This is a genomic window from Providencia sp. PROV061 (genome assembly GCF_011045655.1).
GTDB lineage: Bacteria > Pseudomonadota > Gammaproteobacteria > Enterobacterales > Enterobacteriaceae > Providencia > Providencia hangzhouensis.
Genome location: NZ_CP042861.1, coordinates 1,515,956 through 1,528,139 on the forward strand (window position 1 = coordinate 1,515,956; position 12,184 = coordinate 1,528,139).

Genomic DNA, 12,184 nt, shown 5'->3' on the forward strand with positions numbered 1-12,184 from the left:
TTTAATTGGGTGTATTTGCTAAATATATTCAGAAATTTCGATTAAATTTAAATCGACATCACGTAAGTAAATAGATCTAATTGCTCCAGTTGCACCAGTCCGATTCACCGGCCCTTCAATAATTTTTACACCTTGTTGTTCAATATGCATTTGCACGTCACACAGCGGTATATCACTAATAAAACATAAATCGAGTGCACCCGGTACAGGCAAGTGGGCTTTGGGTTCAAATTCTTTTCCATATTGGTGAATATTGATTTTTTGCTTCCCAAAACATAACGCATAACGCTGTTCACCAAAGGTAATAACTTCCATTTTTAACACCCGTTGGTAAAAGTCAATGCAGGCATCAATGTTAGTTGTGGTTAGCACTATATGGTCTAAGCGATCGATCATTAGAGCTCCTATTGTTTTAATTATGACTATTTTAATTATTTTCTTATTTAATATTAAGTGAATTACGTGGCTTATGTGTTGAAATCGGTGCTTTACTCAATTTTATTTTTTCTGTTGGTAATACCTCTCAACAAAGCGGTTTGACTCGCGTTATACTAGGTTCAATAACGCAAGAGTAGAGGGACTGCATATGGACTACCAATTTTTCCAAGATATCACCGGAGCTATCTCCGCTAAATTCTCGATGGATCATGAGGCTATTGGATATTGGCTTAATGAAGAGGTTAAAAATAACCTTAGTCTGTTAGATGCTATTGAAGAAAACTATGAAAAAATCAAAGGAAGTGAAAAACAATGGGAGCTTATTGGCCACGAATATACATTGTTGCTTGATGATGAAGAAGTGATGATCCGCGCCAACCAATTATCATTTGAAACTGAAGGGTTGGAAGAAGGAATGAGTTATTATGATAATGAAAGTGTTGCATTTTGCGGCACTGATGACTTCTTATTAATGCTAAAAGATTATCGAATTTTTGTTATAGAAAATAGATAAAATAATTTTATTTAGTGATTTGTTTTGTGTTTTAATGAATCATCGCTATTATTTGCAATGTACGGCCAGCCATTAAACGTTTCGTTAAAGATTTATTGGTTGGGGTTAATATTGATAATTGGATCCTAAAGGGCATATATATATGAATACTGATGATGTTACAGGCGCGTTGAATGATGCAACGAATTGGTTTGTGGCGAACCAAGATCTGTTAGTTCAGTATGCTGTGAATATCGTGTCTGCTATCGTTATCTTGATTGTCGGGATGATGATTGCAAAATGGGTCGGGCGTGGTTTACATCGCGTGATGACCATGAAAGGCATTGATTCAACAGTGAGTGACTTTTTATCAGCGATAGCGCGCTATACCATTGTTGCATTCACCTTAATTGCTGTATTAGGGAAAGTTGGCGTACAAACAGCCTCTGTGATTGCGGTAATGGGGGCGGCCGGTTTAGCTGTTGGCTTAGCATTACAAAACTCGCTGGGTAACTTTGCCGCAGGTGTGTTGCTGGTGGTATTTAGGCCACTAAAAGCGGGGGAGTATGTCTCAATCGGTGCTGTTGAAGGTACAGTGCAAAATGTACAAATATTTTCAACTACGCTAAGAACCGCAGATGACCGTATTATTGTTATTCCTAATGGAAAGATCATTGCCGATAACATTATTAATACCAGTCGTGAGCCTAACCGTCGTCAAGATATTATTGTAGGTGTTGCTTACGATTCTGATATTGATGTGGTGAAAAAAGTATTAGGTGATATCGTCGCCGCAGATAGCCGTATTCAGCATGCTAAAGGCGTTACTATCCGTTTACATGATATGGCACCATCGTCATTAAATTATTTAGTGCGTTTTTGGACCACCAATGGTGATGCATGGCCTGTGTATTGGGACTTGCTAGAAGAGTTTAAGCGAGCATTGGATAAACATAATATTGGTATCCCATTCCCACAAATGGATGTTCATGTTCATAAACAAAATGCGCCTATCAAGCAAGATTCTGCCGAGTAATATTTAGAAAGTCATATTCAGCAGTTTCACTGAAAATAAGAGCCTGTCTTCGATAGGCTCTTATTCATTTCTCACTCCTATATTTTTCTTACCGATCCGTTTTTAGTTATAAGTGATACTTATGACCTATTAGACTTAATCATTTCCACTAATAATTTTTTCTCGTTAATATTCATGCATATTAATTGAATAAAAAGTTGGAATTAATGCATGTTTTCGATCTATTTACAGGGTGCACTGTTGGGTGCAGCGATGATATTACCTTTAGGGCCGCAGAATGCTTTTGTCTTACAACAAGGAAGCCGGAAGCAGTTTCATTTAATGAGTGCATTATTATGCGCTTTAAGTGATACCGTTTTAATTATCGCAGGTGTTTTTGGTGGGAGCGCTTTATTAAGCCAGTCTGAAATATTAATGCAATTGATTACATGGGCAGGCGTAGTATTTCTTCTATGGTATGGCTATGGTGCGTTTCGGACAGCACTCAGCCCTGATGAGGTCATACTTCAAACAGAAAGCCGTGCTATCACAAGATGGAAAGTGATTGTCACATTATTTGCCGTCACTTGGCTGAATCCTCATGTTTATTTAGACACCTTCGTTGTATTAGGTAGTGTGGGAGGCCAATTAGAAAGCCAGCTGAGACCTTGGTTTACGGCTGGAGCATTAACGGCTTCTTTTGTGTGGTTTTTTGCGTTAGCGATACTTGCAGCTTGGTTTTCACCCGTGTTAAATAAACCGCGTTCACAGCGCATTATTAACATTTTTGTCGGTAGCGTGATGTGGTTTATTGCATTTCAACTCGCTATACAGGGGCTTAAAGGACTAGGTTTGCTTTCTCAATAACAATATATCTTCAACAGACAAGCAATAACGTTTAATTTCTCATTATTCTGACTGTACTTTTTGTTTCATGTGTTACTGTTAAATTGAGCTCAGGGATAGTTTATTACCAATTATCCCTTTTTTAGCGATAAATAATTGCCTTGGGAGGTTCTGTGAAATTAAAATCTTTAGTTTTAGCTGCGATGGTAGCAGGTGCTGCGGTTCCTACCATGTCATTGGCTGACCCGTTGCCTAATGGTCCACATATTACCACCTCGGGTAATGCAATAGTGAAAGCGACACCTGATATGGCGACGCTGAATATTCAGGTGGAAGTGACTGCTAAAGATGCGGCGGCTGCGAAAGCCGGGGTCGATAAGCGAGTTGCGGAGTATTTTGAGTTTCTTAAGAAAAATGGTATTGAAAAAGAAGATATTAATGCAGCAAATGTGCGAACTCAGCCTAAATATGATTACAGTAGTGTGAAACAAAAATCAACCATCGAAGGCTACACGGCAACACGTTCTGTTGAAGTGAAAGTGAAGAAATTAGACCAACTTAATGTCTTGTTAGATGGTGCTTTAGCCGCAGGTCTCAATGAAATCAACTCAGTACAGTTTGGTGTGGCTAATCCGCAACAGTATCGTGATGAAGCACGGTCTCAAGCGATTAAAAATGCGACAGAACAAGCTAATCTCTTAGCGAAAGGCTTTAATGTTCAGTTAGGCCCAGTGTATAGCATTAACTATAATGCGCCAGCTGCGGTGCCATATCCAATGGCAACAAGAAATTATGGTGGGGCGATGAAAGCCTCTGTTGCTCAAGACCTCAAGATTGATGAGACTTATGAACAACAGAGTATTGATTTTAATGACCAAGTTGATGTGGTATTTGAATTAAAACGCTAGTCTTTTGCGGGTTCATCTTCTTGTTTTAACATCTGGCGCCCAGTTTTTAATAGGGCGTCAGTCACTTTTTTCATCGTACGGCTTTCAGGTGCGAAGCGGTGCCAATAAAGCATGCGTCGCTGACATAGCCCTGGCGTTAAATCAACCAACTCACCATTCGCTAATTCACTTGCTATCTGCAAATGTGGGATCATACAGCAGGTAGAGCCCTGTTTCGCTAACTGTACAAAGGCCTCTGAGGAGTTCACGATATGGCATGGAACACTGCCGGGCGACAACCCAAAGTTTTGTTGCACAAACGCTTGGTGCATATCGTCTAAATGGTCGAAAGCAACCGCAGGCGCTTTTAATAACGAAGAGCGAGTCACCCCATCGGGGAAATATTTCGCTGCAAAGCCAGGTGACGCGACAAAAATATAGTCTAGTGCGCCAAGTTTATCGACCAAGCAACCCGGTAAGGCTTGGGGTTGAATACTGATAGCGCCTACCACTTCACCACGTCTTAAACGTTCTTGAGTTCGAGTTTCATCTTCTACCTGAATATTTAGCCGAATAGGGCTGTTGCCTAATACAGGGTTTAGGGCTGGAAGAAACCAAGTTGCCAAGCTGTCGGCGTTGACGGCAAGTGAGAGCAATAAAGGGGTGGAGCCACTATTTTCATCACCTAACCATTGTTCTTCTAACAATTCGACTTGATGAAGCAATGCTAGCAGTTTTTGCCCTTGTTCAGTTGGGTGTGGCGGAACGGTACGCACAAGTAGTGGCTGCCCAAATAGGTTTTCTAACTGCTTTATACGTTGTGACACAGCAGATTGCGTGATGCAGAGCTTTTGAGCTGCGCGCTCAAAGCCGCGTTCACGGATAACGGCATCCAGTGCTTGTAATGCGCGATAGTCAGGGCGCTTCATCAAAAAGATCTCCTTGTTGTTATTCTACCAAGCACTATGCCATATTTTTACAAATAACACTTAAAAATATTATTGTTGTGGCCTAAATCCCAAGAACCGTGACACAAATACAGCGAACAAAGCTGCAACTTATTGGGTGTCCGGTATATACTAGTTATTAATAACCTTAATCACGACTCAATTAAATCTTAAAAGGCATGAGCATGACTCAGGACGAATTAAAAAAAACGGTAGGTTGGGCAGCACTTGATTACGTAAAACCGGGCACTATTGTTGGTGTTGGAACGGGCTCGACGGCTTCACACTTCATTGATGCATTAGCAACAATGAAAGGTCAAATAGAAGGTGCGGTATCAAGTTCAGAAGCATCAACTCAAAAATTAAAATCATTGGGTATTACGGTATTTGATTGCAATGAAGTGGATTCCTTAGATGTTTATGTTGATGGTGCTGATGAAGTTGACCATCACCTGAATATGATCAAAGGCGGTGGTGCGGCATTAACACGTGAAAAAATTGTTTCTGCAATTGCAAAAACCTTTGTTTGTATCGTTGACGAATCTAAGTTAGTTGATGTGTTAGGTAAATTCCCTCTGCCTGTTGAAGTGATCCCAATGGCGCGTAGCTATGTGGCACGTGAATTGGTTAAACTGGGTGGCACGCCAGAGTACCGTCAAAATGTGATTACAGATAACGGTAATGTGATTTTAGATGTCCATAATTTAAATATTATTGACCCAGTGGCATTAGAAAATACCATTAATGGGATTGCAGGTGTTGTGACCGTTGGGTTATTCGCGAATCGTGGTGCAGACGTCGTCTTGATGGGAACTGCAAACGAAGGCGTTAAAACCATCAAGTTATAATCTATATCGTATTCAATTTTTTAATAAGCCAGTGGAGTTATACCCACTGGCTTGAGGTTGTTGACAAAGCGGGATAAAAGCGTGGTTTTTCCCGCTTTGTGTTATCAGCCGAAAATCAATAAATTGATTTTTCTAGTTTATTTTCAAAACCTATTCGACTTGCCGCCAAACATAATATGTTTGTCAGCAGTCTGAAGCCAGTGGAGTTATACCCGCTGGCTTTTTTGTCTTACTGGTATTTTGTCATTAGTTTATGATTTGATAGAAGCTAAATTAATTAACCAGTTTTATTAATATCACCAATTTGAAATTTATTTTATTTTTTTTAATATCTAGCTATTTTGGTGATATATCTCACACAAATAGGCATTGTGCAGGAAAAATCCTTATTTTGTGTTATCACCCCTGATTTTCTACCATTTAACTTCTTTTTCTTCGCGCTTTTTAGCATCCATTAAGCAAACGGTTGTATTGCTACTGCGCTATTTTTTGCTATGTTGGTATACGCTTCATAGCTCAAGGTAGATGGATGTCATCTCTCTTGAGCTATGTTAGGCAAACACATATGTTCATCTGTTATAAATCTTAAGTACGTTCACGATAGGGTAGGGAAATGGTTAAGGTATCTTTGCAAAAAGACAAAATTAAATTTTTACTGCTAGAAGGTGTGCACCAAAGTGCGGTTGATAACTTAAAAGCTGCGGGCTACACCAATATTGAATATCACAAAAGTGCGTTATCCGACGAAGAATTAAAAGAAGCGATTAAAGATGCACGTTTTGTAGGTATCCGTTCCCGTACTCATCTTACTGAAGAAATTTTTGCAGCAGCAGAAAAACTTGTTGCAGTGGGTTGCTTTTGTATCGGCACCAACCAAGTTGATTTAGATGCTGCGGCAAAACGCGGTATCCCTGTATTTAACGCACCATTTTCGAATACACGTTCCGTTGCAGAAATGGTATTAGGCCAATTATTACTTTTACTGCGTCGTATTCCTGAAGCGAATATGCAAGCCCACCGTGGTATTTGGGAAAAACAAGCGAAAGGCTGTTTTGAAGCACGCGGTAAGCGTCTTGGTATTGTTGGATATGGCCACATTGGTACTCAGTTAGGGATCTTAGCTGAGGGTATCGGTATGAATGTTTTCTTCTATGATATTGAAAACAAACTACCATTAGGTAATGCAACTCAAGTTCGTTCTTTAACTGAACTTCTGAATATGAGCGATGTGGTTAGCTTACATGTCCCTGAGACCCCAAGTACGAAGAATATGTTTGCTAAAGAACAATTCGACCGTATGAAGCCTGGTTCTATTTTCATTAACGCATCACGTGGAACAGTTGTGGATATTCCTTCACTGGCAGCCGCGTTGGAAAGCAAGCATTTATCAGGTGCTGCGGTGGACGTATTCCCAAGTGAGCCAGCTGCAAATAATGACCCTAATGACCCATTTATCTCTGAATTAATTAAGTTCGATAATGTGATTTTAACGCCGCACATTGGGGGCTCTACAGAAGAAGCTCAAGAAAATATTGGGTTAGAAGTGGCTAGTAAGTTGGCGAAATACTCAGATAATGGTTCAACACTATCTGCGGTTAACTTCCCCGAAGTTTCCCTGCCTGTCCATACTGAAGATACCAACCGTTTCTTGCATATTCATGAAAACCGTCCAGGTATTTTGAACAGCATCAACCAAGTATTCACTGAAAATAACATTAACGTTGTTGGCCAGTATTTACGTACATCAGGCAACGTAGGTTATGTGGTTATTGATGTATTAATGCAAACGCCAAACCAAACAGATGAAGCACTCCAGAAATTAAAAGATTTGCCTGGAACCATTCGTGCGCGTTTACTGTTCTAAGTTACGCTAAAAATTGTGTGAAATAATGGCGCGGGTGTTTATGACCAGCGCCATATTTTTTGCGGCGTAATAATTTCGGGTAAAGGAACATCCCAGTGTGCGATGGGGAGTTTTTCTACTTGCTGACAATTATGGGCAAGGCCAATTGGATAAAAACCGGTTTTTTGCCAATTTGCTAGAGTCCTATCATAGAACCCACCTCCCATACCTAACCGTTGCCCTTGAATATCAAATGCCACTAATGGGATAAGCATGATATCCAGTTTCTCAAGTGGTAGCACATCTCTAACATCAAGCGGTGGTTCATCAATATTAAATCGGTTTTTAACGAGTTGACTATCGGGGCGATAGTGAAGAAATAATAAATGGTGACGACTAAAAGGATGTAAAACAGGGAGATAGACTTGTTTGCCTTCAGCCCAGAGCGCCTGAATAAGCGGTTTAGTATCAATTTCGCCATCAAAAGAAAGAAACAAAGCAATCGTGTTGGCTTGTGCTATTTTCGGGTGGTTTAATGCATTATGCATGAGTTGTTCCGCAGCGTCATATTGCTGCTGAGCGCTTAATTGACGACGTGCTTGGCGGATTGTTTGACGTACCTGCTGGCGTTGGGTCGAGAGGGAGTCTTGCATGTGATAACCTGTTATATATGCGATAAAAAACAGTTAACCAAGAAAGTAAATTACTTAAAGTATATCGCAAGATGAAAGGTTATGTAGAAAACAAATGAAAAATAAGCAGGAACTTAATTGAGGGTCTCCAAGATGCCGTTGTAGGCTGTAACCCTTGAACCCTTGGTTCAAGGTGAACGCAGTTTAGCAACCTTTAGGCTTCCTGAGCGAATCAGGCATGCTCACCAGCGCCATAACCACATTCTATTTAGTTGAAATATCGGCTCAGGGGACTCGCCCACTCACGCGCATCTCAGAGAAATTTGGTTTGAGAACTTATCGTTACTCAGTGATTTCATTGTACGAAACTAGATTTAAAATGCAACCTTAATTTTGTATATTTTTTTCTACTAGTGTCTGATTAATAAGCAGATTTACTCTAAGGGCAATACCTGCCTCTCAGTAATTTTCACCTGATCGTGCAACGCTTGTTCGATTGTGTGCTGCAACATTTTTATTTTCTCTTCCATATTATAAGCATAATCACGTGTTTTTGTCTTTTCTTGTGCTAATTCGTGACAGACGTTCAATGCTACGATAAAAATAAGTTGTTCCATATTGGTCACACCGCTTCTATCTTTCAGATTTTGCAAGCGTTGTTCTAATTCTTTAGCCGACTCAAGAAGGGCTTCTTTTTGTTCTGATGGGCAGTTAACTCGCATTGAACGCCCGAAAATCTGGATGTCGACAGGTTGTGCGGACATGATACCTCCATACTGAATAATACTCGCCATAAATACATCATATTTGGCGCAATTAATAGATAAGACAAAAGCATACTGGTCTAGCGGCTATCCTTGATGGTAGCATATCACGAATCATAAGCTAACATGACGAATTCAGATGTCTATACAAAAATCTTTACCAAACTATGAATCACTGGACAAACTACTGCAACAGCACTCAATCGCACTTACTGCCGCGGAGATCCATGGTCTAATAACCGGGTTGATCTGTGGTGGGGGACGTGACCAAAGCTGGCAAACGTTAGTCCATGACCTTGCTAACGATGGTTTAGCTTTTCCACAAACCGTTTCACAGCCACTGCGAGAACTTTTTGATACCACGTTTGAAGCACTTGATGATAGCGAGTTTGCATTTACTATGCTATTTCCTGACGAAGACGCTTCTGTTTTTGACCATGCTGATGCGCTAGCTGGCTGGGTAAATCACTTTTTATTAGGTGTTGGTGTTACACAACCGAAACTGGCTGATAAAAAAGAGATAAGCGAGGTTATCACAGATTTACGCAATATTGGTATGCTTGGTTATGATGAAGACGAAGACCAAGAAGAACTCGAGCAAGCGTTAGAAGAAGTGGTGGAGTATGTCAGGGTGGCGGTGCAATTATGTTACATTGCATTGATTGAGCCAACTAAAGGCCAAGGCCCAACCGCAGTGGAAAATGATAAGCCAGTTCTTCATTAGTTTCTTTTAACGTGTAACGTGAGTTTTCAAAGCCACTTAACTTTATCGGACGATATTATATTATTGATAAAATTAAGTGCTTGAAAACGGGGTGTATCCAGTTTTAAGTCATTTCGCCAGTGTATGTTGCTATGTGATTGGTTAAACACAAGCAATATATTCAGCAATCTAATTATTCTGATAATAAGGCAAAAACGGTATGAATAAACAGGAATTTATTTCTCGTCGCAATGCATTATTGGCTCAAATGCAACCAGGCAGTGCAGCAATTATTTTCTCAGCGCCTCCTGCGCAGCGTAATGCGGATTGCGAATACCCGTACCGTCAACACAGTGATTTCCTTTATTTGACGGGGTTTAGCGAACCTGAAGCCGTATTAGTGTTGATTAAGAGCGATGAAAAACATAGCCATTCTGTTCTTTTTAACCGTGTTCGTGATTTAACTGCTGAAATTTGGTTTGGTCGCCGCCTTGGCCAAGACGCCGCACCTGAAAAGTTAGGTATCGACAAAGCGTTACCTTTCAATGAAATAGAAGAACAACTTTATCAATTATTGAACGGCCTCGATGTGGTTTATCATGCACAGGGGGAGTTTGCCTATGCCGATAAATTAGTATTTGATGCTTTAGATATTTTACGTAAAGGCAGCCGCCGTCACTTACGAGCGCCACAAACATTGGTAGATTGGCGGCCGATTGTCCATGAAATGCGCTTATTTAAGTCAGAAGAAGAAATTAATACTCTGCGTATGGCTGGGCGAATTTCTGCTCTCGCACACGTTAGAGCCATGGAAACTTGCCGACCTAATATGTATGAATACCAACTTTGTGGTGAGTTAGAACATGAGTTTACTCGCCATGGTGCACGTTTCCCTTCGTACAATTCCATTGTGGGTAGTGGTGAAAATGCCTGTATTTTGCATTACACCGAAAATGAGAGCCTAATGAAGGATGGCGAATTAGTCTTGATTGATGCGGGGGCAGAATTTGAAGGCTATGCAGGGGATATCACGCGTACTTTCCCAGTAAATGGCAAATTTAGCCAAGCGCAACGTGAAATTTACGATATCGTCCTTAAAGCGTTAAATACCGCGTTAGAGCTATACCGCCCGGGAACCAGTATTCATGAGGTGACTCGTGAAATTGTTCGTATCAAAACAGAAGGTCTCGTCGCACTTGGAATTTTACAAGGCGATGTGGATCAATTGATCGAAAACAAAGCATATCAGCCATTCTTTATGCATGGTTTAAGTCATTGGTTAGGGTTAGATGTACATGATGTAGGTTTTTATGGCACAGACCGCGACCGTACACTTGAAGTGGGGATGGTATTAACTGTTGAGCCTGGTTTATATATTGCTCCAGATGCCGATGTGCCACCACAATATCGCGGAATTGGTGTACGTATCGAAGATGATATTGTTATCACCGAAAACGGAAATGAAAACTTAACAGATTTAGTCGTGAAAGACCCTGATGAAATTGAAGCCCTAATGGTGGCAGCAACGCACAATTTAGGGTAGCTGTCAGTCATCATAGAAAGGTAATAAACAACGCATGAATGTGATCATCGTGGGGGGCGGTATGGCGGGTGCAACATTAGCACTGGCGATATCATCCCTTAGCCAAGGAAAATTATCGGTTTCATTAATCGAGGCAGCTTTGCCTGATGGCAAACATCCGGGATTCGACGCACGTGCGATTGCGCTAGCCCACGGTACTTGCCAGTCGTTAGCAAAAATAGGCATTTGGCCTGCTTTAGCGGATTGTGTGACCCCCATTAATCATGTTCATGTGTCTGATATAGGCCATGCTGGTTTTGTGAATATCGCAGCCGATGATTATCATATCGATGCTCTAGGCAATGTTATTGAACTGCACGAAGCTGGTGCCCGCCTATTTTCATTGTTACGTAAAGCCCCCGGTGTAACCCTTTATTGCCCTGCAAAAGTAGAAAATGTTTATCGTGAACAAGAGATTGTGACGGTCACCTTGGATAATGGAGATAAGGTGACAGGGGAATTACTGATTGCTGCGGATGGCAGCCATTCCGCGATTGGTAAAGCCTGCCATATGCAATGGCAACAGGACGATTATGGGCAAGTGGCTATTATCGCGAATGTGAAAACCGCCATAGACCCACAAGGCCAAGCCTTTGAACGCTTTACGGAATTTGGCCCATTAGCCTTGTTGCCAATGTCACAAGGCCGTAGTTCATTGGTTTGGTGTCATCAGCAAGAACAAGCTGACACAATCAGGTCTTGGGATGATGAGACATTCAAGGATAAATTACAGCAAGCATTCGGCTGGCGGCTAGGCGAAATCGTCATGGCCGGTAAGCGTCATTGTTATCCATTGGTATTACGTAAGGCGCTTAACCCTGTTAGTCATCGAGTCGTGTTAGTGGGGAACGCTGCTCAGACCCTGCATCCTATTGCGGGGCAAGGCTTTAATTTAGGTATCCGTGATGTGATGCAACTGGCTCACATTGTGGTAGATGCAAACGCGAAAGGGCAAGACATTGGCCGTTATTCATTACTCAGCCAATACCAGCAAGCCAGAGCGTTAGATAGAGACAAAACGGTTACGATAACCGACGGTTTGGTTCGTTTATTTGCGAATCGCTGTTTACCGCTTATTGTCGGGCGTAACTTAGGTTTAATGGCAATGGAAATGTTACCGCCAGCTCGTGATGTTTTGGCTCGCCAAACATTGGGTTGGGTTGCACACCAATAACCACGAAATAAA

At 41.2% G+C, this 12,184-nt stretch carries 13 protein-coding genes and 1 other RNA gene; 9 read left to right on the forward strand and 5 right to left on the reverse strand.

The genetic code is table 11. From position 1 onward, the window contains the following. Positions 1–18: 18 nt before the first annotated feature. Positions 19–396 (reverse strand): VOC family protein, encoded by a 378-nt coding sequence (locus FVA72_RS06735; RefSeq protein ID WP_004261953.1) that lies wholly within the window; start codon positions 394–396, stop codon positions 19–21. Between the two features lie 190 nt (positions 397–586). Between FVA72_RS06735 and FVA72_RS06740 the strand changes: the two genes are divergently transcribed. The 4 genes from FVA72_RS06740 to FVA72_RS06755 all read left to right on the forward strand — a co-directional run bounded on the left by FVA72_RS06740 (position 587) and on the right by FVA72_RS06755 (position 3,700). Then, positions 587–952 carry a YacL family protein gene (locus FVA72_RS06740; RefSeq protein ID WP_004261949.1) on the forward strand — a complete coding sequence of 122 codons (366 nt, stop codon included), beginning with the start codon at positions 587–589 and terminating at the stop codon, positions 950–952. 142 nt (positions 953–1,094) lie between these two features. Beyond that, positions 1,095–1,967, forward strand: a complete 873-nt coding sequence (mscS, locus tag FVA72_RS06745) for a small-conductance mechanosensitive channel MscS (protein ID WP_004261945.1) — start codon at positions 1,095–1,097, stop codon at positions 1,965–1,967. Positions 1,968–2,177: 210 nt separating this feature from the next. Beyond that, positions 2,178–2,813 carry an arginine exporter ArgO gene (gene argO / locus FVA72_RS06750; protein ID WP_004261942.1) on the forward strand — a complete coding sequence of 212 codons (636 nt, stop codon included), beginning with the start codon at positions 2,178–2,180 and terminating at the stop codon, positions 2,811–2,813. Positions 2,814–2,965: 152 nt separating this feature from the next. Beyond that, positions 2,966–3,700: an oxidative stress defense protein gene (locus FVA72_RS06755; RefSeq protein ID WP_004261938.1), complete on the forward strand. Its 735-nt coding sequence runs from the start codon at positions 2,966–2,968 to the stop codon at positions 3,698–3,700. On the opposite strand, the gene FVA72_RS06760 is transcribed toward FVA72_RS06755, so the two are convergent. Next, on the reverse strand, positions 3,697–4,608 hold the full coding sequence (locus FVA72_RS06760) for a LysR family transcriptional regulator ArgP (RefSeq protein ID WP_110592149.1): 912 nt from the start codon (positions 4,606–4,608) through the stop codon (positions 3,697–3,699). The genes FVA72_RS06755 and FVA72_RS06760 overlap by 4 nt on opposite strands. 203 nt (positions 4,609–4,811) lie before the next feature. Here FVA72_RS06760 and rpiA point away from each other — a divergent pair, with 203 nt between their 5' ends. Both rpiA and serA read left to right on the forward strand, forming a co-directional pair. Then, positions 4,812–5,474 (forward strand): ribose-5-phosphate isomerase RpiA, encoded by a 663-nt coding sequence (gene rpiA / locus FVA72_RS06765; RefSeq protein WP_110592148.1) that lies wholly within the window; start codon positions 4,812–4,814, stop codon positions 5,472–5,474. A 613-nt stretch (positions 5,475–6,087) separates the two neighbouring features. Next, positions 6,088–7,338 (forward strand): phosphoglycerate dehydrogenase, encoded by a 1,251-nt coding sequence (gene serA / locus FVA72_RS06770; RefSeq protein ID WP_004261923.1) that lies wholly within the window; start codon positions 6,088–6,090, stop codon positions 7,336–7,338. Positions 7,339–7,376: 38 nt separating this feature from the next. Here serA and FVA72_RS06775 read toward each other — a convergent pair whose 3' ends face one another. The 3 genes from FVA72_RS06775 to zapA form a co-directional block, all read right to left on the reverse strand. Continuing rightward, positions 7,377–7,970, reverse strand: coding sequence for a 5-formyltetrahydrofolate cyclo-ligase (locus FVA72_RS06775; RefSeq protein ID WP_110592147.1), 594 nt, complete (start codon positions 7,968–7,970; stop codon positions 7,377–7,379). Between the two features lie 120 nt (positions 7,971–8,090). Continuing rightward, positions 8,091–8,272: non-coding RNA, 6S RNA (gene ssrS, locus FVA72_RS06780), on the reverse strand. Between the two features lie 111 nt (positions 8,273–8,383). Then, complete coding sequence (gene zapA / locus FVA72_RS06785; protein ID WP_004913067.1) at positions 8,384–8,713, reverse strand: cell division protein ZapA; 330 nt, start codon at positions 8,711–8,713, stop codon at positions 8,384–8,386. Between the two features lie 139 nt (positions 8,714–8,852). Here zapA and FVA72_RS06790 point away from each other — a divergent pair, with 139 nt between their 5' ends. From FVA72_RS06790 to ubiH, 3 genes are all read left to right on the forward strand, one after another. Then, complete coding sequence (locus FVA72_RS06790; protein WP_094962992.1) at positions 8,853–9,437, forward strand: YecA family protein; 585 nt, start codon at positions 8,853–8,855, stop codon at positions 9,435–9,437. 199 nt (positions 9,438–9,636) lie between these two features. Next, a complete protein-coding gene (gene pepP, locus FVA72_RS06795) occupies positions 9,637–10,959 on the forward strand; it encodes a Xaa-Pro aminopeptidase (protein ID WP_110592146.1) in 1,323 nt (440 codons plus the stop codon). Between the two features lie 34 nt (positions 10,960–10,993). Further along, positions 10,994–12,172 carry a 2-octaprenyl-6-methoxyphenyl hydroxylase gene (gene ubiH, locus FVA72_RS06800; protein ID WP_110592145.1) on the forward strand — a complete coding sequence of 393 codons (1,179 nt, stop codon included), beginning with the start codon at positions 10,994–10,996 and terminating at the stop codon, positions 12,170–12,172. Positions 12,173–12,184: the final 12 nt, after the last annotated feature.